At 70.5% G+C, this 24,520-nt stretch carries 24 protein-coding genes and 2 pseudogenes; 9 read left to right on the top strand and 17 right to left on the bottom strand.

The annotated features are described in order from the left end of the window. The first annotated feature begins 105 nt into the window (after positions 1–105). Positions 106–273, top strand: a complete 168-nt coding sequence (locus JK363_RS33990; RefSeq protein WP_201881219.1) for a hypothetical protein — start codon at positions 106–108, stop codon at positions 271–273. 239 nt (positions 274–512) lie between these two features. Here JK363_RS33990 and JK363_RS33985 read toward each other — a convergent pair whose 3' ends face one another. The 4 genes and pseudogenes from JK363_RS33985 to JK363_RS33970 all read right to left on the bottom strand — a co-directional run. Further along, on the bottom strand, positions 513–743 hold the full coding sequence (locus JK363_RS33985; protein WP_201881218.1) for a hypothetical protein: 231 nt from the start codon (positions 741–743) through the stop codon (positions 513–515). Beyond that, positions 743–1,336, bottom strand: coding sequence for a hypothetical protein (locus JK363_RS33980; protein ID WP_307821977.1), 594 nt, complete (start codon positions 1,334–1,336; stop codon positions 743–745). Before JK363_RS33980 ends, JK363_RS33985 begins: the two co-directional genes overlap by 1 nt. 114 nt (positions 1,337–1,450) lie before the next feature. Beyond that, positions 1,451–2,614, bottom strand: a complete 1,164-nt coding sequence (locus JK363_RS33975) for a helix-turn-helix domain-containing protein (protein WP_201881217.1) — start codon at positions 2,612–2,614, stop codon at positions 1,451–1,453. 214 nt (positions 2,615–2,828) lie between these two features. Beyond that, positions 2,829–3,218: pseudogene (locus JK363_RS33970) on the bottom strand (SDR family oxidoreductase); the annotation flags it as partial. A 293-nt stretch (positions 3,219–3,511) separates the two neighbouring features. On the opposite strand from JK363_RS33970, the gene murG reads away from it, so the two are divergent. Continuing rightward, entirely contained in the window at positions 3,512–4,690 is a 1,179-nt protein-coding gene (gene murG / locus JK363_RS33965) for an undecaprenyldiphospho-muramoylpentapeptide beta-N-acetylglucosaminyltransferase (protein ID WP_307821976.1), read from the top strand. An 86-nt stretch (positions 4,691–4,776) separates the two neighbouring features. Here the strand turns inward: murG and JK363_RS44795 are convergent, their stop codons facing one another. The 4 genes from JK363_RS44795 to JK363_RS33945 are packed head-to-tail and all read right to left on the bottom strand — an operon-like array spanning position 4,777 to position 8,513. Further along, entirely contained in the window at positions 4,777–5,076 is a 300-nt protein-coding gene (locus JK363_RS44795; protein WP_372444909.1) for an arsenate reductase/protein-tyrosine-phosphatase family protein, read from the bottom strand. A 56-nt stretch (positions 5,077–5,132) separates the two neighbouring features. Then, entirely contained in the window at positions 5,133–6,266 is a 1,134-nt protein-coding gene (locus JK363_RS33955) for a DegT/DnrJ/EryC1/StrS family aminotransferase (protein ID WP_201881214.1), read from the bottom strand. Continuing rightward, on the bottom strand, positions 6,263–7,504 hold the full coding sequence (locus JK363_RS33950; protein ID WP_201881212.1) for an ATP-grasp domain-containing protein: 1,242 nt from the start codon (positions 7,502–7,504) through the stop codon (positions 6,263–6,265). Before JK363_RS33950 ends, JK363_RS33955 begins: the two co-directional genes overlap by 4 nt. After that, complete coding sequence (locus JK363_RS33945; protein ID WP_201881211.1) at positions 7,497–8,513, bottom strand: dTDP-glucose 4,6-dehydratase; 1,017 nt, start codon at positions 8,511–8,513, stop codon at positions 7,497–7,499. The genes JK363_RS33950 and JK363_RS33945 overlap by 8 nt, the downstream gene beginning before the upstream one ends. Positions 8,514–8,768: 255 nt before the next feature. On the opposite strand from JK363_RS33945, the gene JK363_RS33940 reads away from it, so the two are divergent. Together JK363_RS33940 and JK363_RS33935 are read left to right on the top strand one after the other, a co-directional pair. Next, positions 8,769–10,061, top strand: coding sequence for a helix-turn-helix domain-containing protein (locus JK363_RS33940; protein WP_201881209.1), 1,293 nt, complete (start codon positions 8,769–8,771; stop codon positions 10,059–10,061). Positions 10,062–10,066: 5 nt separating this feature from the next. Next, positions 10,067–10,372 (top strand): hypothetical protein, encoded by a 306-nt coding sequence (locus JK363_RS33935; RefSeq protein WP_201881207.1) that lies wholly within the window; start codon positions 10,067–10,069, stop codon positions 10,370–10,372. Between the two features lie 381 nt (positions 10,373–10,753). On the opposite strand, the gene JK363_RS33930 is transcribed toward JK363_RS33935, so the two are convergent. Genes JK363_RS33930 through chsH3 form a run of 3 tightly spaced genes read right to left on the bottom strand, consistent with a single transcriptional unit; the run spans position 10,754 to position 13,702 of the window. Continuing rightward, complete coding sequence (locus JK363_RS33930) at positions 10,754–11,734, bottom strand: 3-oxoacyl-ACP reductase (RefSeq protein WP_201881205.1); 981 nt, start codon at positions 11,732–11,734, stop codon at positions 10,754–10,756. Then, positions 11,719–12,804 carry a Zn-dependent alcohol dehydrogenase gene (locus tag JK363_RS33925; RefSeq protein ID WP_201881204.1) on the bottom strand — a complete coding sequence of 362 codons (1,086 nt, stop codon included), beginning with the start codon at positions 12,802–12,804 and terminating at the stop codon, positions 11,719–11,721. Before JK363_RS33925 ends, JK363_RS33930 begins: the two co-directional genes overlap by 16 nt. Before the next feature lie 25 nt (positions 12,805–12,829). Beyond that, a complete protein-coding gene (gene chsH3 / locus JK363_RS33920) occupies positions 12,830–13,702 on the bottom strand; it encodes an enoyl-CoA hydratase ChsH3 (RefSeq protein ID WP_201881203.1) in 873 nt (290 codons plus the stop codon). A gap of 310 nt (positions 13,703–14,012) precedes the next feature. Between chsH3 and JK363_RS33915 the strand changes: the two genes are divergently transcribed. Beyond that, on the top strand, positions 14,013–15,236 hold the full coding sequence (locus tag JK363_RS33915; RefSeq protein WP_201881202.1) for a sensor histidine kinase: 1,224 nt from the start codon (positions 14,013–14,015) through the stop codon (positions 15,234–15,236). Beyond that, positions 15,233–15,838, top strand: coding sequence for a response regulator transcription factor (locus JK363_RS33910; protein ID WP_201881201.1), 606 nt, complete (start codon positions 15,233–15,235; stop codon positions 15,836–15,838). The genes JK363_RS33915 and JK363_RS33910 overlap by 4 nt, the downstream gene beginning before the upstream one ends. Positions 15,839–15,853: 15 nt before the next feature. Here JK363_RS33910 and JK363_RS33905 read toward each other — a convergent pair whose 3' ends face one another. Then, entirely contained in the window at positions 15,854–17,071 is a 1,218-nt protein-coding gene (locus JK363_RS33905) for an RNA-guided endonuclease InsQ/TnpB family protein (protein WP_201881200.1), read from the bottom strand. A 26-nt stretch (positions 17,072–17,097) separates the two neighbouring features. Between JK363_RS33905 and tnpA the strand changes: the two genes are divergently transcribed. Next, positions 17,098–17,514, top strand: coding sequence for an IS200/IS605 family transposase (gene tnpA, locus JK363_RS33900; protein WP_201881199.1), 417 nt, complete (start codon positions 17,098–17,100; stop codon positions 17,512–17,514). A 128-nt stretch (positions 17,515–17,642) separates the two neighbouring features. Here tnpA and JK363_RS33895 read toward each other — a convergent pair whose 3' ends face one another. The 5 genes and pseudogenes from JK363_RS33895 to JK363_RS33875 form a co-directional block, all read right to left on the bottom strand. Continuing rightward, positions 17,643–19,115, bottom strand: a complete 1,473-nt coding sequence (locus JK363_RS33895) for an MFS transporter (protein ID WP_201881198.1) — start codon at positions 19,113–19,115, stop codon at positions 17,643–17,645. Between the two features lie 173 nt (positions 19,116–19,288). Beyond that, positions 19,289–19,904 (bottom strand): annotated as a pseudogene (locus JK363_RS33890) (alanine racemase); the annotation flags it as partial. After that, positions 19,901–20,866 (bottom strand): ornithine cyclodeaminase family protein, encoded by a 966-nt coding sequence (locus JK363_RS33885; protein WP_201881197.1) that lies wholly within the window; start codon positions 20,864–20,866, stop codon positions 19,901–19,903. The gene JK363_RS33885 and the pseudogene JK363_RS33890, both read right to left, overlap by 4 nt. Then, positions 20,850–21,275, bottom strand: a complete 426-nt coding sequence (locus JK363_RS33880) for a RidA family protein (RefSeq protein ID WP_201881195.1) — start codon at positions 21,273–21,275, stop codon at positions 20,850–20,852. The genes JK363_RS33885 and JK363_RS33880 overlap by 17 nt, the downstream gene beginning before the upstream one ends. 5 nt (positions 21,276–21,280) lie before the next feature. Beyond that, entirely contained in the window at positions 21,281–21,979 is a 699-nt protein-coding gene (locus JK363_RS33875; RefSeq protein WP_201881193.1) for a helix-turn-helix transcriptional regulator, read from the bottom strand. 311 nt (positions 21,980–22,290) lie between these two features. Between JK363_RS33875 and JK363_RS33870 the strand changes: the two genes are divergently transcribed. Together JK363_RS33870 and JK363_RS33865 are read left to right on the top strand one after the other, a co-directional pair. Further along, positions 22,291–23,301, top strand: a complete 1,011-nt coding sequence (locus tag JK363_RS33870; protein WP_201881191.1) for an asparaginase — start codon at positions 22,291–22,293, stop codon at positions 23,299–23,301. Positions 23,302–23,390: 89 nt separating this feature from the next. Continuing rightward, the coding region (locus JK363_RS33865; RefSeq protein ID WP_201881189.1) for a pyridoxal-phosphate dependent enzyme at positions 23,391–24,520 on the top strand (1,130 nt) is incomplete at its 3' end.

Genomic DNA, 24,520 nt, shown 5'->3' with positions numbered 1-24,520 from the left:
GCTTCGGGTGGCGCGCGTTGTGTTGTCGTGACCGGCCTCCGGGACCGGCCTCGCTTCCGGCCTCCCTCGCACAGTACGGAGCGATTTGACGGGGTGACTACCCACATGTCCGAAACCCAGATCGACACGACCCAGGCGCGTCCGCGTGAGGCGGCCGCGACCCAGGCCGATGCCGCAGTTCAGGGCAGGCACCGGGGTCAGCAGGCCACGTCGGAGGAGGCACAGGCGCCGGTCCACGGCCGCCACCGCCGCCCGGACGAAAACGCCTCCTGACACCCGAGCACACATCGGGTGCCGGACGGGCTGGAGGTGTCCAGCCCGTCCGGTGCTCGAGGACCGGGCCGGGTCAGCCCGTCACCGTCACCTGGTCGACCTCGTCTGCCGTAGAAGCCCGTGACCGGGGCGGTGGCTATCGGGCCGGATCCCCGGCCACGCACAAGGCGACGACGGCACCCAGCAGCGACGCGGCAGCCGAAAGGACCAGACACGCGCGCAGGGCGCACAGGAGTGCGTTACGCATCGGGGGCCACCTCCCGGCACAGTGGACGGCAGACCCACAACTCGACCTGCTCCCGGGTGTCACCCCCGTAGGTCATCTCGACACTGCCGAGGAGTTGGTCCTCACGCAACGCTGTGCCGCACAGGGCGCAGTTCCAGCCCTGGGGCTGGCCGTATGTGAGCTTCTGTGGGTCCACGGTGGCGAGCAGAGCGGCCAGTTGGGCGGTGGACGGGGCGGCGGCCATCAGATCCCGCCTCCCTGGCCGCGTGCGGGAAACAGCGGGATCCGGCCGTGTTCCGGGTAGTACGACGCGTGCTGCGCGCAGACGTAGATCGTGCCGCCGCCGACGCTGCCGCCGTGTTCGTCGCCGACGATGATCGGTTCGTCCGTCGGCAACTGGCAGCGGTAGCACAGCTGTCGTCCCTCCGGGACCCCTCCGAGTCCGGCGCGGACGACCTCGGTCAGCGCGGTCCACAGGGCCTCGGCGTCAGTCAGGCAGGGGCCGTGCGTCAGAGGGACGCGCCAGTGGGGACCGGGCCCTTCGGTCCAGGAGGCGGGCGGTACGCCGAGGTAGGTGCTCTCATCGGCCAGGGCGGGAAGTACCCGTACGTGACGCAGGCGCCGGTCGCGGACGGAGCCGACCGCCACGAGCCAGTAGAGGGTGCCGTAGATGTCCTGGATGACGGCGCCGGACGCCTCGCCGAGCGCCCCCAGGGCGCGGCCCGCGACGGTCGGTGCGACACGGACGGCGTCCCACCAGCGCCCCACGGGTAATGGCTCGACGTCCTCGGTGTTGGGTGGTGTCCACGGCAGCACTGGTTCAGGTTCAGCGATCACGACACGGCTCCTCACGGCTGATTTTCGTCCGTGTCGTCACGCTAGGTGTGCGGTTCGTCACCGTTCAATGGCACTTCCGCCGAGCCACGGACCGAGATGCCAAGGAGAGTTGACTCACATCGGGAGGCCGACCGCGTCGGCCAGCGTCCGCATCTCCGGCGTCAGTGTCCTGCGCCTCTGCACCACGTCCCCAAGGATGTCCCGGGCGTACCGCTGGTGGGTCAACCACTCAGGCGCGTCGCTGTGCACATCGGCCAGCACCTCAATCGCCTCCCCGTACTGCCTCAGCATCGTGTGCGCCCTCGCCACATCCAAGTGGTGCCGGTGATACTCGGTGCTCGCCACCTGGCTGCCCCGCCCGCGGGCCATACACAGCACCTTGTCCGGCTCGTCCAGCACAATGTGCCGCTCCGCAGCCTTGTAGCGGACCGTGGTCGGGCCCCACGTCGTCAGGCGCTCGCTGCCACGCGGCAGTTCGCGTCCCAGCATGACGGCGACGGACTGAGCGAGCCGCATCGTGTCGGCTGCCTCACCCTTGCGGTTGTCCCGCAGGTTGGCGGCCGACGCCTGCGTCAGCAACCAGCCCCATGCGGCAAGCTCCTCCGGTGTCGCGCGGGACACTCTCGGCTCGACGTCATCAGCCCATCGGGTGGCCAACTCACGGGACGCGGCAAGGTTGCCCTGCCGGACGAGCAGCCAGCTCCACGTGGTGATGATCCCGGCGGCGCGCAGCCGCTCCGGGGCATCGTCCAAGGCACGGCACAGCGCCGTCTCCGCCGCCTCGTACTGCCGAACCTGGGTGAGCACGGACCCTGCGATCTGCAACAGGTGGGACCGTACATCGCGCGCCTCGGTGGAGTCCCCGAGCGCGTCGGCGTCGCGCAGCAGGGGGACCAGAAGGCCAGTCAACTCGGCGAGGTGGTTGGCGAAGTACGCCCGGCGTACTTCGGGCAGCAACTGCCGCACGCCTGCCACCGTCGGGGGCTCGCCCGTGCGGTCAGCCGCAGCCTGCACGGCGTGCTGAAGCGGACGCCAGGGCTCGGCGGCGTCGCCTTCCGGCTCCTGGTCGTCACGCTCCAAGAGCGTGCTGGTGTGGACGCGCAGGGCTTCGGCCAGTCGACGGGCGGTCTCCATCCGTGTGTCGCTGAGTTCGGCCTGCTCCAGCTTTCGGATCAGAGACAGTGATACGCCGGAGGCCGTAGCCAGTTCTCGCTGCGTCAGGCCGCGACGTTTGCGGATGTCGCGCAGCCTGGAGCCGATGTGAGTGTCGTCGCGCATGCCTAACTCCATTCCGGACTCGACACTCCGACGGTACTCCCGGCGTGTCCGGAGGCGCACGGAACAGCCCTCACGTCACCGTTGGGGCTGACGTGGGGGCGACGCCGGGCGCTCCCGCCCTCACCCGGGGCCCGGGGCAAGGGCGGGAGCGTTGCGGCGAGGGGCGCGGCCCCGGAAGCAGGGCGGGCCGCGGAAAAGCTAGGCCGCGGAAAACTCATGGCACGTGCGACTGACCCCGCTTGAGGCCGAGCACTTCCACCGCCCCGAAGTTCTCCCCTCCCCGCCCCGCGAAGTACGGCGTCAGCACATCGTCGAGTTCCTCGAAGCCGAAGGCGTCCTTCGTCGCGTCCAGTTTGGCCGCCACCTTGGGGCGTTCGAGGATCGCCACCATGCCGCCGTGGACCACGAACACCTGGCCGTTGACCCTGGCCGCGCGGGGTGAGGCGAGGTAGCCGACGAGGGGGGCGACGTGCTCGGGGGCGAGGGGGTCGAGACGGCCCTCCTCGGGGAGTTCGAAGTCGGCGAACACGTCCTCGGTCATCCGGGTGCGCGCGCGGGGGCAGATGGCATTGGCCGTCACACCGTATTTGGCCAGGGCGTGGGCGAGGCGCGGGGCGTGGTGCAGCTGCTGCAACACGTGGTCGAGCAGCGCGGCGAACTGGCCGAAGTGGCGGCCGAGCCGGCGGGGAACTTGGCGCGCAGACTCTCCTCTGACTAAGCCCTACGCCACAGTCTCGCTGGCGAGCAATCACCGCATGGAGTTGGTCGATTCGGCGGTGCGTGGAGGGGGCGCCGCGCACCCGCGGCGGTCCCGAGGCGGGGGCGCTGGAGCGCGTAGTCGCCGCAGGGGCCTCGAATCGTGCTCCAGGCGGCGGTCGGGCCAGTAGGGTGCGCGGGGTGAATGCACCTGCTTCCCGTCTGCCAAGCACCTTCCGCCTCATCGTCACGGGGGGAGGTACCGGCGGCCACACCTACCCCGCACTCACCGCAGTCCGTACGTTGCAGGCTCGGCTGGCGGCCGACGGCCACGCGCTCGATGTCCTCTGGATCGGCACGCCCGACGGCCTGGAGGCCCGCGTCGCCCCGGCCGAGGGCATCGCCTTCAAGACGGTCGCGACGGGCAAAATCCGCCGGTCTGCGAACCCTCTCAAGATGCTCAGCCCGGCGAACGTCAAGGACATGGCGCGGGTGCCGCTCGGTGTCGCCCAGGCCCGCAAGATCGTGTCGGACTTCCGGCCGGACGTCGTGCTGGCGACCGGCGGGTACGTTGCCGTCCCGGCCGGGCTCGCCGCCCGCCTGTGCAAGCGCCCGTTGGTGCTGCACGAACAGACTGTGCGGCTCGGGCTGGCGAACCGGAAGCTCGCCGGCTCGGCATCGCGGATCGCCGTGTCGTCGGAGTCGACGCTCCCGCTCCTCCCGGAGGCCGTACAGTCCGCGGCCGTCGTCACCGGGAACCCAGTACGGCCGGAGGTCCTCAGCGGGCACGCCGATAAGGCGGTCGCCGCTCTCGGTCTGAACGGCTTCGACCGGCGGCTCCCGACTCTCTACGTCACCGGCGGCGCCCAGGGCGCGCAGCAGATCAACAACGTCGTGCGGGACGCCCTCCCCTGGCTGCTGGAGCGCGCGAACATCATCCACCAGTGCGGGCCGTCGAACGTCGAGGCCCTGCGCGCGAGCGCGGCCGGACTCCCGACGCAGCTCACCAGCCGGTACTACCTCACCGGGTTCGTCGGCCCGGAGCTCCCCGACGTCCTGGCGCTCGCCGACGTCGTGGTCTCGCGCAGCGGCGCCGGCACCCTCGCAGAGCTCACCGCCCTCGGCAAGCCCGCGATTTTCGTGCCGCTCGCGTCCTCGGCGGGGAATGAGCAGGCGCACAACGCTAAGCACCTCGAGGACGCCGGCGCCGCCATCGCGCTCACCGGGGAGGTCACCGCGGACCGGCTGCAAAACGCCCTCGGGCCGCTCCTGACCGACCCGGCGCGGCGCGCGGGGATGGCGGAGGCGGCCCGGGCACACGGACGGCCGGACGCGGCGGACAGACTCGTGGACGTGATCCTGTCCGCCGCGTCCAGCTGACATACCTCGCGGTTTACGGGAGGCGTCGGCCGATGTGCAGCGCCGTGCCTGCCTCGATCAGCACGGCGTAGTCGTTGAACACGTCGTCACCCTGGCCCATCGGGTCGGGGACGTCGCGGTCGCCGAGGTAGAGACCGAGCTTGTGTGCGTTGCCCCCCGCAGATCGCCCGGAGCGTTTCGAGGACGGCGGAGTCCATCGTCAAGACGATGTCCGCCCAGTCCAGCATCTCCAGGGTGATCTGGCGGGCCCGATGGGGATTGAGGTCGTAGCCCAGTCGCCGGGCGGCGTTAATCATGGACGGGTTTGCAGGCTGGTCCCGCCACTTGCTGATCAGTCCGGCTGAGCGGACGGTCACGGCTGTGCCTCCCCGGCGGGTCAGGGCCATCTGCGCGAACGGGCTGCGGCAGTAGTTCCCCAGGCACACGGTCAGCAGCTTGCGCATCAGGCGGCTCCAGCAGACTTGAGGACTTGTTCGAGGGCGGTGACCACCTGGTCGATGTCCCTCTCGGTGAGGTGCAGGTGGAAGGGCAGCGTCAGGATCTCCCCGGCGACCTGCTCGGTGGCCGACAGGGCCCGCCGCCAGGTGGAGAACGCGGGCTGCAGATGGTTGGGCGGGTAGTGGACGCCCACGCCGATGCCCTGGGCTCGCAGCTGGGCGAACACGTCGTCTCGGTGCGGTACGCGGACCTGGCAGAGGTGGGGCACGGAGCGATCGGGGTCGACGTCGATGAGCGTGACAGCGTCCAGCGGGCCGAGCGCACGCCGGTAGGCACGCCACAGAGTGCGGCGGGTGCGCTCGGTCTGGTCGAACCGGTCGAGCTGGGCCAGGCCGATGGCGGCGTTGATGCCGGACAGTTGGTAGCGCAGGCCGAGCCCCGCCACGCGGTAGCTGGTGGTCTCTGCGCGTTCCGCTTGGGACTGGACGACTCCGAGCAGCCGGATCCGGCGGACGGTGTCGGCTTCCTCGCGGGTGCGTGGGATGACCATGCCGCCCTGGCCGCAGGTGAGGTTCTTGATCGGCCCGAAGCTGAAGCAGGTCAGGTCACCGGTGGCGCCGACGCGGCGGGCCCCGTAGCGGGAGCCGAATGCGTGCGCGGCGTCCTCGACGATGGCGATGTGCGAGCCGGTCAGTTCCTTGCGCACCCGGGACAGGTCGACGGCCCGGCCTCCGAACAGCACCGGGACCACGGCGGCCGTGTTCTCGGTGACGGCGTCCATGACGTGCTGGTCGGTGACGCACAGCGTGCCCGGGTCGACGTCCACGAAACGGGGGGTGGCGCCGACGGCGAGGATCGCCTGGACGGTCGCGCAGAACGTCATGGACGGCACGATCACCTCGTGGCCGGGGCCGACGTCGGCGGCGAGGAGGGCCGTGTGGAGGGCCGCGGTGCAGGACATGACGGCGACGGCGTCGGGGACGCCGAGGAAGGCGGCGATGCGCCGCTCGAACTCCTCGGTGACCTCGGTGTGCCCGTACTGGCCGGCCTCCAGTACGCGGGCGACCGCGGCGGCCTCCTGGCCGTACAGGTACGGGGAGGCGTTGCGTCCGGCGCCGGGCCTGGCGGTGGTCGTCATGCGGTGGCTCCCTTCGTCGCCTCCGTGATCGGCCGGATGATTGGCCGAACCAGCGCGCTAGCCGTCTCTAGGGCCGAGATTGCGTCCGCAACCGACGGTCCGGCAGCGACGAGCACGCCGATCTTGTGGCCGGACTGGTCATGCGGCCGTACAAGGTCGCCCGGCTTGGCGTACAGCTCGATATCGGTGATCCCGGGGGTGTTGCGGGCTTCGGCAACGCCCTCCCACGTGACCAGCTCGCCTTCCACGACGCTCGGTGAGCCGATCAACTCCAGCGCCGCATGCGCGGCGCGCGTTTGCGCCAGGTGGTCGCCGAACGGCTCACCGAGCGCGAGCGCGATGAGCGCACGCACGACGTCCACGCCATAGGCGGCGGCGAGCAATCGCGGGACGCTGTCACCGCCGAGACGTGCGTTGGCCTCGATGACACGCTCCTGGCCGTCCGCACCGAGGACGACGTCAAAGTTCGCTGGCCCGTTGACAATGCCGAGTGCGTGACACAGCCGTTCGACGGTGGCCTCAAGCTGGTCGCGTGTCGCCGATGGCAACTGAGCAGTGCGCAGCCGTCTGACGACGAAACTCCCGTCGACAAACTCCTTGTCCTTAACGCAGGTCATCAGTGCCCTGCCGTCTCGCATGAAGACCTCAATGGCCAATGGGCGACCTTGAATGAACTCCTCAGCGATCACGGTCTGAGAGGCGGAGTAGGAGCGGGCGTAGGCGACGGCGGCGGGCAAGTCGTCAGAGCGGGTGACGCGGGTGACACCCTTGCTACCCGAACCGTCCACAGGCTTGATCACGAGCGGGAAGCGCAACCCCGCCGCCTCCGCGACGACCTCATCCGGGTTGTCCGACGCGGTCCATCCGTATCCGGTGATGCCGCAGGACGTGGCGATCTCATGGAAGGTGGCCTTGTCGCCAGCCGCGAGTGCGCTCTTGGGGTACACGTAGGTGGTGCCGTACCGCAGGCCCAAGGCGTGCCAACTGGCCAGCGCGGCGTCGCTCGCGCCGCACACGATCCCGGCGGGGCACGCGTCGCCAAGCGCGTCGGCGATGGCGCCGGTGTTCCGAGTGGAGATCTTCAGGGCTGCGTCGGCGAACGGAAGCGCAGGAGCGTCCGGCCGCATGTCCACCGCGATGGTCGGGATTCCACGACGCCGCGCCTCCTGGTAGAGCGGGATCTGCTCCTCCGACGCGCCAAGCACAATCAGCGCGCCCTGTGGCCAGTGCTCAGACATGCTGCGGCTCCCGGACCGTGCCGAGGGTGACGCGCGGACGCGTGGCGGCAAAGTTGCGCGTCAACGGCGCCCACCGATCGTGGTTGCGGCGGTACCAGTCGGCGGTCTCTTCCAGCCCGGCGGCGAAGTCCCGGGTCGGCTGGTAGCCGAGGCCGGCGAGCTTGGACCAGTCCATGGCGTAGCGGACGTCGTTGGACAGCCGGTCGGGGATGTAGGTGACCTGGTCCCAGTCGGCGTCGCACAGGCGCAGCAGCTCGCCGGCCAGCTCCTTGCAGGACAGGTCGGTGCCGCCGCCGATGTTGTAGACCTCGCCGGGCGCGCCCTGGCGGAGGACGAGTTCGACGCCGGCGCAGTTGTCGGCGACGTGCAGCCAGTTCCGCACGTGCTGCCCGCGGTCGTGGAGGGTGACCTGCTCGCCGCGCAGCAGACGGGTCACGAACAGCGGGATGATCTTCTCCGGGTGCTGGCAGGGCCCGTAGTTGTTCGACGAGCGGGTGACGCAGACCGGCGCCCCGTACGTCTGCCAGTAGCTGAGCGCCACCAGGTCGCTGGCGGCTTTCGAGGCGGCGTAGGGGACGGTGGGCCGCAGCGGGTAGTCCTCGGTGGCCTTGCCTTCCAGGAGCGGCCCGTACACCTCGTCGGTGGAGACGTGCACGAACTTCTCGACGCCGTGCCGCATGGCGGCGTCGGCAAGGGTCTGGGTGCCGATGACGTTCGTGGTGACGAACGTGCCGGTCGTCGTGAACGAGCGGTCGACGTGGGACTCGGCGGCGAGGTGCACGACCGCGGTGTGCCGGGCCATGAGGTCGTCAACCAAGGCGGCGTCGCAGACGTCGCCGACGACGAACTCCAACCGCGGATTGAGGAAAGCCTGCCCGAGGTTGCCGGTGCTGCCCGCGTACGTCAGCGCGTCGAGGACGGTGACCTGCTCGACGTCGTCGGCGTCCAGGATGCGCCTGACGAAGTGGGAGCCGATGAAACCGGCTCCGCCGGTAACCAACAGCTTCATGTTTGCCTCCGGTAAGGGTGACCGGTCGGCCGCATGGGTGTGCCGCTCATTGGGGGACCGGTCGTGGAGACGCCCGGCTGTTGCCGGGTGCGGTCCTCACGATGAGGCCCGGTACGAGCGGTGCCGGACGATCCGGTGCGCACCGGCATCCGGTGTGCGGATCCGGCACATGGTGTGCATCCGCGCGCCCTCCCAACAGCCCCGGAGCCTCGCTAGGTTCTCCACCACCCGACCGGGTCCAAGGAGGTGCCCACATTGGGCACAGATGCTGAGATCGGCGCTCTGTTACGCGGTGCACGCTGCGCCAAGCGGCTCACGCAGGCTCAGGTCGGCGCAGCCTGCGGCTACTCGGCGTCGGCGGTCTCCCGCATCGAGAATGGGAAGCTGCGCGTTGACTACACGACCCTCATGCAGCTCGCCGCGTTCCTGCGGATCGCACCCGAGCAACTGCGCGGGTCTGCCAGACCGGACACGGCCAATATCGCTACGGTGGCCGTTGGCTGTCGGCCGAACGAGGAGGATGCGGTGCGTCGTAGGAACCTGCTCACCGGGGCGGCAGCGATCGGAATGACGGCCGCGGTCGGCACCACCGCGGCGAGCGCCGCCCCCGCCGGGGGTGACCCGGCCGCGCCCCTCGAGGACTACCTCTTCCGGCTCCCCGCCGCCGCCCCGGTGCCGCTGGCGAGGCTGGTGCAGGAGACAGCGAGTGCGCGGGCGGACTTCCGCGCCGCCCGGTACACCGCCCTCGGCCGCGGGCTCCCGTCCCTCCTCGCCGCTGCCTCCGCGACGTGGGAGGCGTCGACCGGGCACGAGCGGGAGAAGGCGAGCGTCGTCCTCGCCCGCTCCTACGTCCTCGCCGCGGAGCTCGCGCTCAAGCAGCACAGCGACGCGGCCTGGGCCGCCGCCGACCGCGCGCTCACTGCGGCCCGCGCGTCCGGGCACCCGGTGCCCGTCGGGGAAGCCTCCCGCGTGCTGGCGATCACTATGCGCCGCTCGGGGAACTGCCCCTCCGCCGTGCGGCTCCTCACCCGCGAGGCCGCTGACCTCGACGGCGGGCAGGAGCAAACGGGGGCGGTCCGTACGACGCTCATGCTCACCGCGGCATACAGCGCGGCGACGGGCGGGGACCGCACGACCGCGCTGCACCTCCTCGACGCAGCCGAGGAGGAGACCGCCCGCCGCGAGGCGACACCGTCCGGGCTGTTCACCGTCGATGCGACGCGCACGCAGGTCGACGTCTACCGCATCGGCGTCCTCAATGCGCTCGGCACCCCGGACGAGGGCGTGAGCGTGGCGCGGCGGATCAACATCGACAGCATGCCGACGCCGGAACGGCGCGCCCGCGCCTGGACAGACACCGCCCGCATGTGGCACGCGCTACGAGATGGCCGGCAGACCTTCGCGGCGCTGCGGCACGTCGAGCAGGAGGCGCCGCAGGAGGTACGGCGGCCAGCGCTCCGGGTGCTGACTGCCGATCTGCTCTACGCCCCGGCCCGCGTGCCCGGCGTGCGGGAGTTCGCTACCCGTACGGGTGCGATCTCGACCTAGTCCGCTTGCTGGCCCGCTCGGGCGGCGGGGATGTGTGGACGAGCCGTCCGCCGCCCGAGCGGGAGTCGCGGGGGGATCTCCGGCGGTACCGCACCTACGGGAAGAACAACGACGGGCTACACGTCACCACCCTGTACAACTCCACCGACGGCTCGGCGACCCGCATCGACGGCATGCCCGACGGGCCGCCGATGGTCACCAACAGCGGGCCGCGCGACCTGTGGGAACCGATCGAAGCCGGCCACCGGCTGTGTCAGGAACTCAACCGGCCCCGCCGCGAGTGGTTCACCATCGAGGCCACCGCGAACTAACAAACCGTGAGGTACACCGCCCCGGACGGACGGGTCCACCGCTGGACCCCTGTAGCCACTGATGGCCACAGGGCACAGAGCACCGATCGTTCTCCGACCGGCCCACGGCCGGGGAACGAGAGGCAGGCCACGCCGCGTGACCACCCCGCACACCAGCGACCCGCAGAACGAGGGCGCCGCGACCGTAGCCGACGGCCGGGGCGCCTCATCGCCGTTTCCGATCGCCGAAAGCGTGTCGACGACATGGCTCCTCGCCGCTCCGAGACCTTCGGGGCTGAAGTGCCCGTTGGCCTCGGGGGGGGACGCCCCCGCCCGCCCCGAGGGCAAAGGCAACGGCATGCGCGAGGGGCCCGGCCCCGAAAGCTGGGGCCGCGGAGAAACTCACGGCACGCGCGACTGACCCCGCTTGAGGCCGAGCACTTCCACCGCCCCGAAGTTCTCCCCTCCCCGCCCCGCGAAGTACGGCGTCAGCACATCGTCGAGTTCCTCGAAGCCGAAGGCGTCCTTCGTCGCGTCCAGTTTGGCCGCCACCTTGGGGCGTTCGAGGATCGCCACCATGCCGCCGTGGACCACGAACACCTGGCCGCTGACCTTGGCCGCCCGCGGCGAGGCGAGGTAGCCGACGAGGGGGGCGACGTGCTGGGGGGCGAGGGGGTCGAGACGGCCCTCCTCGGGGAGTTCGAAGTCGGCGAACACGTCCTCGGTCATCCGGGTGCGGGCGCGTGGGCAGATGGCATTGGCCGTCACACCGTATTTGGCCAGGGCGCCCGCCGTGGAGGTGGTGAGGCCGACGATGCCGCCTTTGGCGGCAGCGTAGTTGGGCTGGCCCGGGGATCCGGCAAGGAACGCCTCGGAGGAGGTGTTGACGATACGGCCGTGGACCGGGCCGCCGCGGGTGGCCTTGGAGCGTTCGCGCCAGTGGGCGGCGGCGAAGCGGATGGTGTTGAAATGGCCCTTGAGGTGGACGCGGATGACCGAGTCCCACTCCTCCTCGGACATGGAGAAGATCATCCGGTCCCGGAGGATGCCCGCGTTGTTGACCAGGATGTCCAGCGCGCCGTAGGTGTCCACGGCGAGCTGGACCAGTTCCCGGGCCTGGTCGAAGTCGGCCACATCCCCGGCGTGGGCGGTGGCGAGGCCGCCGGAGGAGCGGATCTCCTCGGCGACCTGCTCGGCCGGTCCGGCGGACGCCTCGCCCGAGCCGTCGCGGCCGCCCTGGCCGAAGTCGTTGACGACGACCTGGGCGCCGAGACGGGCCAGTTCAAGCGCTTCGGCGCGGCCGAGGCCACGTCCGGCGCCGGTGACGATCGCAGTCTTCCCCGCCAGCGGCCGGTCCCCGGACGGCCTCAGATCTCGATGCATGTGCGCAGCGCCTCCCCGGTCCGCATCTGGTCGAGCGCGTCGTTGATCTCGTTCAGCCGCACCCGGTGGGTGATCAGCCCTTCGAGGTCGATCCGGCCCGCCCGCCACAGCGCGATGGTGCGCTCGTAGGAGCGCAGCACATCACCGCCGCCGTAGAGCGAGGGCAGGATCCGCTTCTCGTCGAAGAACAGCTCGAACATGTTGAGGTCCAGCAGGTCGTCGGCGGCACCCGCGCCGACGACACACAGGGTGCCGCCGCGCCGGGTGGTCTCGTAGGCGGTACGGGCAGTGGTGGAGCGCCCGACCACCTCGAAGACGTAGTCGAAGCCCTCGCCCGCGGTGACGCTGTTCTTCGCGTCGGCGAGGCCGTCCGGGGCGACCGCCTCGGTGGCGCCGAACCGCAGGGCCGCCTCGCGGCGCGATGCGACCGGGTCGACGGCGACGATCTGGGCGGCGCCCGCCGCCCTGGCTCCCTGGATCACGCTGATGCCGACGCCGCCGCAGCCGATGACGGCGACCGACGCACCGGCCTCCACCCGTGCGGTGGTGAACACCGCGCCGAGCCCGGTGGTGACCCCGCAGCCGATCAGGGCCGCGATGTCGTACGGCACATCGTCGGGGATCGGTACGGCGCAGGGCGCGGGCAGGACGACCTCCTCGGCGAAGGTGCCGGTGCCCGCGAAGCCGAAGACCTCGGCCGGACTGCCGCCGGGGCGGCGGTAGTTGGGGGTTCCGGCATTCATGAATCCGGCCAGGCACAGATGCGGCTGGCCGCGGCGGCAGGACGGACAGCTGCCGCAGGCGGGCAGCCAGCACACCAGCACCCGGTCACCCGCGCTCAGCCCGGTCACCCCCTCGCCGACCTCCAGGATCTCACCCGCGCCCTCGTGTCCGGGGACGAAGGGCGCGGGCTGCGGCAGGACGCCGCTCATCGCGGAGAGGTCGGAGTGGCACAGTCCGGTGGCCCTGACGCGCAGCCGGACCGTGCCGGGGCCGAAGCCCACGGGTTCGATGTCGTCGAGGACTTCCAGCTTGTCCTGCCCCGTCTCGTGCAGTACGGCCGCGCGCACGGCGCCTCCTCCTGGGTCAAATGGGTCAGGCGTGCTCGACGGTGGTGTCGGTGAGGACGGGCGCGCCGTCGCGTTCGAGGGCGGTGGCCGTCACATGGATACGGCCCGGACCGTCGGTGTCCCCGCCGTCCCGCCACATCCGGACGCACAGGGTCTCGCCGGGGAAGACCACCCCGGCGAAGCGCGTGGTGTACGCGCGGACCCGGGCCACATCGCCGTCCAGCGCCGTGTCCACGACCGCCTTCAGCACCATCCCGTACGAGCACAGCCCGTGCAGGATGGGCCGGTCGAACCCGGCGCCCTTGGCGAAGTCGGGATCGGCGTGCAGTGGGTTCCAGTCGCCGGACAGCCGGTACAGCAGCGCCTGGTCCTCGCGGATGGCCCGCTCCACGGTGTGGTCGGGGTCGCGAGCCGGGGGTTCCACCCGCTCGGAGGGGCCGCGTTCACCGCCGAAGCCGCCCTCGCCACGGACGTAGATCCGGGTGTCGCAGGTCCACAGCGGGCCGTCGGCGTCGGTGGCCTCGGTCCGCAGCACGATCACCGCGGCCTTGCCCTTGTCGTACACCGCGGCCACCTTCGACTTCTGGGTGGCCTTGCCGTCGACCGGGATGGGCCGGTGCAGTTCGACGGACTGTCCGCCGTGCAGTACGGCGGCGAGGTCGACGTCGATCCCGGGTGCGCTCATCCCGCCCGCGAGGGCCATCCCGCCGCCCGCCACGGTGGCGAAGCTGGGGAGGACATGCAGTCTGCTCTCCAGGGTGTAGCGGAGTTCACCGGGGTCGGTGGCCGGGGTTCCGGCCCCGATACCGAGGTGGTAGAGCTGGATGTCCTTGTGGCCCCAGGTGAGAGCCGCGGTCCGGGGTTCGGCCGAAACGGCCTTGGCGACATCGATGGGCATAGGGCGACAGCACTCCTCGGTTCCTGGGCCACGGCGACACGGTGTGAAGACCCCGGCCCGCCCGTCCGCACCGTCGGCCGCGCCGGGGTCGCATCTGGTCGGCAGGTCCGCGTCCCGCACGTCCGGCCGCCGCACGTCGGGCCGCGGAGAACGAGAACGCGTTCTAGCCGATGGGCCATGTATAGCCCAATCCCCCGGGACTGGGAAGGGTGCTGACACGTCGTCAGCTTTGCTCGGGGACATATGTCACGGCCCTGCCCCCACCTTTGCATCTGCCCAGGTCATGGGCGGCTTGCCTACAGTGCGGTCCATGGACGCCACCACCGCCGAGATCGAGCGGCTCAAACCCCCCAGCCGCTATGCCTTCCTGCCCTGGCTCTTCATGCTCAGCGGGAATGTGCAGCCCCTCGTCGTGGGCGAGACCCCGCTGCCCTGGCTCGGCGGCCTCGGCCTGGTGGCGTTCGTCGCGCTCTACGCCACCGCCGTCCTCACCGGCCTGGACGAACGGCGCCGCCACACCTGGGTTCCGCGGGCCGCGCTCGCCGGGCTGGCCGTGGTCACCTACGCGCTGGCCATCGGCTACGCAAAGGACTGGCTGTTGTGCTTCCCGCTGCTGTCGCTGGCCGCCGGCATCGTGCTCCGGCGGCGGCAGATGGGGCCGTTCATCCTGCTCTTCGCCGGGTCGGCGGGGGTCATCTCGGGGCTGCGCGGCGGGGCTTCGGACACACTGACGGTGGCGTACGGGACCGTGCTGTCCGGGCTGGTGACCGCCGCCATCCTGTCGCTGTTCGAAGCGGTGGCCCAACTCCGCGCCACCCGCCAGGAGCTGGCCCGGACGGCGGTGGAGAAGGAGCGGCTGCGCTTCTCCCGCGATCTGCACGATCTGCTCGGCCACACGATGTCGGTGGTGGTGGTCAAGGCGGAGGCGGTACGGCGGCTCGCCCCGCACAACCTGGAGGCGGCGCTCGGCCAGGCCGCGGACATCGAGGCGGTCGGACGGCAGGCGCTCACCGAGATCCGCGAGGCCGTCACCGGCTATCGCGACGGCAGTCTGGCCACCGAACTGGAGCGGTCCGCCTCACTGCTGGACGCCTCCGGTATCGAGGCCGACGTACGCCGGTCCGGACCGCCACTGCCCCCGCAGACCGAAGCGCTGCTGGGGTGGGTGGTCCGCGAGGGCGTCACCAATGTGGTGCGGCACAGCGGGGCGCGGCGGTGCGCGATCGAGATCCGTGGCGGCACCGACCGGGTACGGCTGGAGATCACCGACGACGGACCCGGCGTAGGCTCCCCTGGTGCGGTGACGCACACCGCGCGCGGGACCGGCGCGGTCGGCGGCACCGGCCTGAAAGGGCTGGCCGAGCGGCTGTCGGCGGCGGGCGGCACGCTGGTGGCCGGACCCGACGGCCGCTGCGGCTTCCGGCTCGTCGCCGAACTGCCGGTGGACGAAGTGGTGGACGAAGCGGTGAACGGATTCTCAGGGGATACGGAGGACCAGGTGGAGGCCACAGCCAAGGGAGCCCGGACGGCGTGATCAAGCTGCTGCTCGCCGAGGACCAGGGGATGATGCGAGGCGCCCTGGCCCTGCTGCTCGGGCTCGAGGAGGACTTCGAGATCGTCGCCCAGGTCGGTGACGGCGACGAGATCGTGCCCCGGGCGCTGGAGACCCGGCCCGATGTGGCGCTGCTGGACATCGAACTCCCCGGCCGCAGCGGTCTGGACGCCGCCGCGGCGCTGCGCGAGGCGCTTCCGGACTGCCAGGTGCTGATCCTCACCACCTTCGGCCGCCCCGGCTATCTGCGCCGCGCGATGGAGGCGGGGGCGGCCGGGTTCCTGGTCAAGGACGGGCCGGTGGAGGAACTGGCGGTGGCGGTGCGCCGGGTGCTGGCGGGCGAGCGCGTCATCGACCCGGGGCTTGCCGCCGCCGCACTGAGCGCCGGGCCCAATCCGCTCACCCAGCGCGAACGCGATGTGCTGGCGGCGGCGGTGGACGGTGCGACGGTGGCCGACATCGCGGCCAAGGTGCATCTGTCCCCGGCCACCGTGCGCAACTACCTCTCCTCCGCCATAGGCAAGACCCAGACCCGCAACCGGATGGAGGCGGTACGGGCGGCCCGCCAGAACGGCTGGCTTTGACTTCCGCTCCCCGTGCTAGAGCACGGGGATTCCTGCCACGGTCGTCTGACCGTCTCGGTGGGTTCCTGCTTCGCCGCGCTGCGCCGGGACGTGTCCCGGTCTTACCTGCGCTCCACAGGCTGTCACCGCCAGTCCGGCGGCCTGGGCGACGTTGACCGCCGCGTTGATGTCCCGGTCGAGGACGGCCCCGCAGGCTCCGCATTCCCATACGCGGATGTGCAGGGGTTTGGGGCCGTCCTTGACGCCGCACTGTGAACAGACCTGGGAGGTCGGCTCGAAGCGTCCGATACGGGTGAAGGTGCGCCCGTACCGGGCGGCCTTGTACTCCAGAATGGCCAGGAACGCGGACCACCCGGCGTCGTGCACGGACTTGGCCAAGCGTGTACGGGCGAGTCCTTTCACCGCCAGGTCCTCAACGGCAACCGCTTGGTTCTCGCGGATGATCTTCGTTGAGAGCTGGTGGTGGAACTCGCGCCGCCTGTCGGCCACACGGGCGTGTGCCCGTGCGACCTTGCCCCTGGCCTTGTCCCGGTTGCTGCTGCCCTTGGTCTTCCGGCTGAGGGACCGCTGTTCCCGCTTGAGTTTTTTCTCCGCCCGGCGCAGGAAACCCGGGGCGTCGATCTTCGTGCCGTCGGAGAGGACCGCGAAGTGCCCGAGCCCGAGGTCGATCCCGACGACGGAGTCCACATCGGGCAGCGTGACAGGCTCGGTCTCCACGACGAACGAGGCGAAGTACCGCCCGGCCGCGTCCTTGACCACGGTCACCGTGGACGGAACGGACGGCAGGGCGCGGGACCACTTGACCCGCACATCGCCGATCTTCGGCAGGGACAGGTCCCCACCGGTGGTGATTTTCCAGCGGGCGTTGGCGGTGAAACGGATCGCCTGCCGGTTGTCCCTCTTCGACTTGAAGCGTGGCGCGCCCATCTTCGGCCGCTTGCCCTTGAGGCCGTCGAAGAAGTTCCGGTACGCGGTGTCCAGGTCCCGCAGAGACTGTTGCAGCACCACAGCGGAGACCTCGCCGAGCCAGGCGCGCTCTTCGCTCTTCTTCGCCTCGGTGATCAGCAGCTTCGACAGGTCACCCATCCTCGGGAACGGCTCGCCTTCGGCGCGGGCGGTTTCACGAGCCCGCAGGGCATCGTTGTAGACCACCCGCGCGCACCCGAACGCCCTTGCCAGCGCAGAACGCTGAGGACCGTTCGGGTACAGGCGGAAGCTGTACCGAAGCTGCATGCCGATCACCGTACTACGGTTGGTTTATGGCCGAGTATCAGAACATTCGTACGGGCAGACACTGTGCTTTCGTGCTCCACGCGCACTTGGTCTTCGTGACCAAGTACCGGCATGAGGTCTTCACCGAGGTCCATCTCCAGCGCATGGAAGAGATCATGCGGGCCGTGTGCGAGGACTTCGAGTGCGAGCTGGCCGAGTTCAACGGCGAGAACAACCATGTCCACCTACTCGTGAACTTCCCGCCCAAGGTGACCCTGTCCAAGCTGGTCAACTCCCTCAAGGGCGTCAGCTCCCGCAGGCTCCGCCAGGAGTACCCGGAACTCGTCCAGCACTACTGGCGGGCACAGCGACTGTGGTCCGGCTCCTACTTCGCCGGATCGGTCGGCGGGGCTCCACTGTCGATCATGAAGCAGTACATCGAGCAGCAGAACCGGCCCGTCTGAGCTGAGGCCAACAGCGCAGACCCATGCCCACGGCCAAGGTCAGAGCAATTCTCAGAATCGCTTCACCACCGGGCTGAAGCCCGGTGCACTGCGATTGATCTCGGTAGCGGCCGGGTTGGGCACCCGGGCTACGCCATACGGTCCGCGCCGGTAGCCGCGGAGGTGCGGGGCAGTGTCAGCGCCATCAGCACCACCGCCGCCACGATGATTCCGGTGGCCACGGTGAACACCTGGGCGTAGCCCGTCGCGAGCGCCGTCTCCGCCGTGTCCCCGTCGCCGCGTGCGGACGAGATGCGCTCGGCGGCGATCGTCGCCAGCACCGTCAGACCGAGTGCGCCGCCGATCTGCCGGGAGGTGTTGACCAGGCCCGACACCAGCCCGGCCTCGGACTGCGCCGCGCCGGAGGTGGCCGCCGCGGCCAGCGGGGTCATCAGCAGACCGGCCCCCAGCGACATCGCCACCCCCGGGCCGAGGACCGCGCTCAGGAAGGTGCCGTCGGCGTCCATCCGGCTCTGCCAGGCGTAGCCGACAGCGGCCAGCGAACCGCCCGCCAGGGCGAGTGCCTTCCCGTCGAACCTCGCCATCAGCCGGGGTGCCAGCTTCGATCCGAGGACTATCGACAGGCTGTGCGGAAGAAAGGCGAGACCGGCTTTGACCGGGCTGTAGTGCAGCACGTTCTGCAAGTAGAGCGACATGAAGTACCACATGGCGAACATCGCGCCGCCGCACACCAGCATCACCGCGTTCGCCGCCGACACCGCCCGGATACGGAAGAGCCGGAGCGGCATCAACGGCGCCTTCGTACGGGCCTCCACGGCCAGGAAGACACCGAGCACCGCCAGTCCGCCGAGCAGCGGGACCAGCGAGGCGCCGGTGGCCCAGCCATGCGACTCGGTCTGGACGATGCCGTACGCGAGCGACGACAGGCCCGCCGTGGCCAGCACCGCCCCCGGCACGTCGAGGCGGCGCACGGCGCCGGACCGGCTCTCGGTCAGCCACAGCGTGGCGGCCACCAGGACCAGGGCGCCCACCGGCACATTGACCAGCAGCACCCAGCGCCAGGACAGATACTCGGTGAGCAGTCCGCCGACAAGCGCGCCCGCCGCGCCCCCGCCCGCGCCGACCGCGGTCCAGGTGCCGATGGCCCGGGTGCGGGCCGCGCCGTGCGGAAAGGTGGTGGTGAGGATGGTGAGCGTGGCCGGTGAGAGCACCGCGGCCCCCACCCCCTGCACGGCGCGGGCCGCGATCAGCTGCCACGGCTCCTGTGCGAGACCGCCCGCCAGGCTGGCGGCGGTGAACAGCCCCAGCCCGACGAGAAAGACGCGCTTGCGCCCGAAGAGGTCCGCCGCGCGCCCGCCGAGCAGCAGGAAGCCCGCGAAGGTGAGCACATAGGCGTTGACCACCCACTGGAGACCGGTCTCGCCGAGCCCCAGGTCCGAACGCATCGACGGCAGCGCGACATTGACCACGGAGACGTCCAGGACCACGAGGAACTGTCCGGAGCAGGCCGCCAGCAGCACCGCCCAGAGCGGTGGCCCGCCGGGCGGGGCGGTGGTGTGCGCGGTGGCGGACGGGGTCGGGTAAGGAGTACGGGCGGCCATGCACCTGATGCTCGCAGTCCCTCCTTGCCCCTCGCATCGGCATTTCAGCGCATCCGGGCCCCGTTGGTCCTAGGACCAGCGGCCCAGGTGTCACGAGTGTCCCAACGGGTTCTCCGGCCCCTCCTGCCCGCCCGCCGGAGCCGTACGGGAGGATGGCCGGGTGACTCAGCGCGGCGCTCGGCCGCGGCGACCGCGGTGTCGCGTTCGTTCGTGGCGGCGAGGCGCTGTTCCTCGGCTGAGCAGGCGAAGTAGGACTCGCCCGAGTGAGCGAGCACTCCGTCCAGGAAGTCGGCGTCGTGCAGGATCCGGCCGATCGCGGGCAGTCCGGGGGCGTCCGGCTGAGGCCGCCGCGGTGGCCGTCGCAGTCGATCTCGATCTGAGCCGGGATCGCGATCCCGGCCTCACGGGTGGCGTCGGCGACGGACGTGGCCTGCTCGGTGCTGTCGAGCAGGACGCGCAGGGTGATCCCTCGGCGCAGCAGGGCGATGACCCGCGGGAGTGTGTGGGGGTCGATGCCGACGGCGTAGGTGATGTCGGTGTAGCCACCGTCGGCGAAAGCTTCCGCCTCGGCGAGGGTGGAGACGGTCACGGGGCAGGGTGCCTGGTTGTGCAGGAGGACGGCGACGTCGAGGCTCTCGGCCGTCTTGACATGCGGGCGCAGGGTGACGCCGAGCCGTTCGGCCCGGGCGTTGAGGCGCTCGATGTTGCGCAGGGTCTTGTGGGGTCGACGACGGCGAACGGCGTGTCGGGGTCGGCCGGCGTCCGTGCGGCAGCGGGAACGGTGTTCACACGGCGATGTCCAGTTTCTTGAGGAGGGCCAGCCCGAGGTACAGGTCCTGCAGACCGATCCCGGAGCTGTCGAAGATCGTGATGTCATCGGTCGTGCTGCGGCCGGAGTGGTGGCCGAGGAGGACCTCGCCGAGCGAGGTGAGGGGCGTCCTGTCGGGGGCGTGCTGGGACTCGCCCATGCGGCGCGCTTGTTCGGGGAGGTCGCAGAAGACGCGGGCGCGGTCGAACAGGGCGGGCGGCAGTTCGCGTTTGCCGGGGGCGTCGGCGCCCATGCAGGAGATGTGGGTGCCGGGTCGCACCCAGTCGACCTGGAGCAGCGCGGGGCTGTCGGCGCGGGTGGTGGTGGCGGTCACGATGACATCGGCCAGCGCGCAGGCTTCCGCTGCGTCGGCAGCGCGCGCGGTGTGGCCTGCGGAAGTCAGTGTGTCGGCCATCTGCTGCGTTCGCCGCGGGTCTCGGCCGACGACGAGTACGTCCTTGATGGGGCGCACGCGGCTGACGGCCCGGACTTCGTAGGCGGCCTGGTGGCCCGTTCCGAAGATGGCAAGCGTGGCCGCGTCGGGCTGGGCAAGCAGGTCGACGGCGAGGGCATCGGCAGCGGCGGTGCGGTAGGCGTTGGCTGCCCCGACGTCCAGCACGGCGGCGATGCGGCCGATGGTCTGGTCGAACAGCAGGAGCGTGGAGTGGTGGCGCGGCAGGCCGTGTTCGGTGTTGCCGGGCCAGTAGGTGCCGATCTTCACTCCGGCGTGCATGGCGGATGCCGACGGTTTGAGGGTGAACCGGTTGGCCGGGTCGGAGCCGTGTACCGCGAGGCTGGGGAAGACGGTGCCGTCCACGGTGGCGGCGAACGCGGTGCGGGCCGCGTCCAGGGCGAGTTCCTCGTCCACTACTGCGGCGGTCTGCTCTTCGGTGGCGTGCAGCAGGGTTCGGGGGACGGTCGGGGTGTCAGTCGAGGGCCGCAATGGCGTGCACCTCCACGGCGGATCCGTAGTGAAGTTCCTTCACACCGGCGACGGCGCGCTGAGGGCGGTGGGCGCCGATCCAGTCACGGTAGAGGGCGTCGAAGGCGGGCCAGTCGGTGATGTGCGTGACGTACACGGTGACGGACAGCAGCCGCTGTCTGCTGGTACCGGCGAGCCTCAGGCAGACGTCGACATTGTCGAGCACTTGGCGGGCCTGGACCTCGAAGGGCTCGCCGGACAGGCGGGTTCCGTCGGGTGCGAGGGGGAGCTGGCCCGAGATGTAGGCGACTCCCTGGTGGGTGACGATGTGCGAGTAATGGCCCGCCGGTGGCGTCAGTTCGGTGCTGTCGGCCGTGGCTATCGGCGCTCGCGTGGTGCCGGCATCGGAGGAAGGCGTGCGGGTGGTCATCGTCCTCACTTCGTGTAGGTGTAGACGCTGGCGCGGGAAATGCCGAGGAGGTCGGCGATGGTCTGCGCGGCGTTGCGGGTGTCGAAGTAGCCGTCCTCGTACAGGCGGCGCACGAGGTCCTTCTTGTCGTCCCGGGAGAGGGAGCGGGGGGTGGTGGAACGTTCGGCCGCGGCTGTCTCGATGACCTCGCGCAGCTCGCGCCTGCTGCGGTCGCGCAGGCTTTCCAGCGGGACGTCACGGTGCTCGGGGTCGGTGGCCACCAGGTTGGACAGGGCCAGGGTGACCGGGGAGAGGGTCGAGACGTCGAGGTTCAGGCAGAGTGCCGCGATGTACTCGCCGGCGGCGTTCTTGATGCCGATCGATGTGCTCTTGGCGGGGCGTCCGTCGGGGAACTGGTTGGCGTAGTTCTGGATGACGCTGGGGTAGTTCGGGTCCTGGATGCGGGCCAGTCCCAGCTCGGTGGCCGAGTCGCCCACCTGCCGTCCGGACAGGTTGTTCTCGATGGCCCGGATGGCATGGCGCGGATTGCGCAGATCGTGCAGCACCACCTCGCAGAGGCCGGGGAACATGCGGCCCAGCGCGACAGCGATCTTCTCGGCCTCGGCGAGGATGTGCTCGTCACTGGCTGAGGCCGACACCGTCAGTCCACCAGTCCGCCGGTCGTCTTCCTCGGCGCGCCGGGTGCTGTCGTCCTTCACGGACATCCGTCTGCTCCTTCCTGGTCGCTTGTGCTGCTGTGCCTCATCCTGCTTCCTCTCGCCCGTATACCGAGATCAACGGACGTGGGGCGGCCCGAGCGCGGTGTCGCGCCACGGCCGGGGAGTCGGCCACCGAAAACCTTGCTTTGATTTCCTGTCTGGATATAGACAGAGAATCTATCCAGATCTAGAGTTCCTGTCCAGCGCCCGGGAGCGGCTCTCCATGAGGAAACCCCCGCCGCCGCAGCGCCGATCGCACTCACCACGAGCCTGCCGCGCTCTCGCACTATCTGAGATTTCACGAAGGAAGACCCGATATGCCCCCCGCACGCCGGATCCAGTTCCTCTACACCGGAGGCACCATCGGCATGGTCCCGTCACCCCGAGGATTCGAGCCCGGCGGTGACATCCACGCCCACATCCAGAAAATCGTCCACGCCCAGAACACGCCGGCCGGCCTCGATCTCGGCTTCGCCCAGCTCCGGGAGATAGTCGATTCCTCCAACATCACCCCTGATCACTGGCAGGAGATCATCGACCATCTCCGGGCGCACCGGGACGGCTACGACGGCTTCGTCGTCCTGCACGGCACCAACACCCTGGCGCACTCGGCCGCCGCAGTCGCTCTCGCGCTGACCGGCTTCGACAGGCCCGTCGTGTTCACCGGCTCGCAGATCCCCTTCGGAATGCCCGGTAGCGACGCCGTCGGCAACGTCATCGGCGCCCTCACCGCAGCCGCCGGAGGCACAAGCGGCGTCAGTTTGTACTTCGACAACACCCTGCTGTCCGGCACCCGCGCCACCAAGATCTCGGCGCTCGACGCGCACGGCTTCATCAACCCCTACACAGAACAGTCCGACGCACCCCGCCACGGCAGAGCCGATCCCGCCCCCTACCGGCGCCATGATGTCGCCGTCGTCACCCTGGCACCGGGCATAACCGCCGCCCGCTTCCGCGCAATGACCACCCCCGCCCCGGACGCCGTCATCCTGCGCGCCTACGGCGCCGGAGAAGGCCCCAGCGACGAGCCCGAACTGGAGCAGGCCATCGGCGACCTGGTCGCCGCCGGCACCCCGGTCGTCGTCATGAGCCAGTGCCTGCACACCCGCATCGACCTGACCAAGTACGCGGCCGCGCAGTTCCTCCACCGCTGCGGCGCCATCGGCGCGCATGACATGTCGCTGGAAGCCGTGTACGCCAAGCTCCAGTTCCTGCTCAGCCAGGGCATACCCGCCGACCAGATCGGCACCTGGCTGCACACCAACATGGCCGGCGAACTCACCCCCGACACCGCAAGCAGCCTCTCCACAGCCGTGCGCGCCTCGTAGCACGCCCACACACCGCCACCGCTGGCAGCCGCGGCACCCCACTGCCCCGCCATCCCCCACCGGCATCGACCCAAGGATCGCGACTCACGATGTCCGACAACATCCCCCAGCTCACCGACCGCAGCGGCCGCCGCTACGCACCCGACCAGCCCCGCTGGCGCGGCGACGACGGATCCCCGCTGATGATGGAACCCCTGCCCGGCATCACCCGCCGGCAGATCGACACCGGCGTCAACTCCCAGTGGCGCTACCGCGCTGCACTCCCCCTGCCCCAGGCCGAACCCGTCACCCTGGGCGAAGGACGCACCCCCCTGCTGCCGCGGACCCTCGCGGGACTCCACGTCGCCGTCAAGCCCGAGTCCATGAACCCCACCGGCAGCTTCAAGGACCGCGGAAGCTCCGTCATGATCACCGCACTGCGCCACCAGGGTGTCGGACAGCTCCTCGAAGACTCCAGCGGCAACGGCGGCTCCTCCATCGCCGCCTACAGCGCCGCCGCCGGCATCGACGCCCAGATCATCGCTCCCGCCTCCACCTCCCCCTCGAAGATTGTGCAGAGCCGTCTGCACGGAGCCGGCGTGGACCTCGTCCCCGGCAGCCGCCAGGACGTCGCCGACGAAGCTGTCCGCCGCGCCGACACCCGCTTCTACGCCAGCCACAACTGGCACCCCCAGTTCCTCCAGGGCATCAAGCTGATCGCCTACGAGATCTGGGAGGACATGGGCTTCACCGCCCCCTCGGCCGTCCTCGTGCCGGCCGGCGCCGGCAGCCTCGTCCTGGGCTGTGCCATGGGCTTCGCCGAGCTCAAGCGCACCGGTGAGATCGACCAGGTGCCCCGCATCCTGGTCAGCCAGCCCGAACACTGCTGCCCCCTCGTCAACGCCATCGCAGGCGGCGACACCACGGTCGAGGCCCGTACCTGGCCCAAGACGCTCGCCGAAGGGACGGCCATCGCACAGCCGGTACGCGACCGGGAAGTACTCGCGGCGATCCGCGACAGCGGCGGCGCCGCCACCGCCGTCGACGAAAAAGAACTCCTGCCCGCCGTACGTGAACTCGCCCGCACCGGAGTGTTCGTCGAACCCACCAGCGCCCAGGTCCTGCCCGCCCTCCGCCAGTTCCACGCCGACGGCCACATCAGCCCCGACGACACCGTCGCCCTCGTCCTGACCGGCTCCGGCCTCAAGGCCAGCCAGGCCCTCAGCCAGCTCATCACCGA

The organism is Streptomyces coffeae, from assembly GCF_016741875.1.
In the GTDB taxonomy this organism is placed as follows: Bacteria; Actinomycetota; Actinomycetes; order Streptomycetales; family Streptomycetaceae; genus Streptomyces; species Streptomyces coffeae.
The sequence above is the reverse complement of the archived record's forward strand: the minus strand, read 5'-3'. Positions and strand labels throughout refer to the sequence as shown.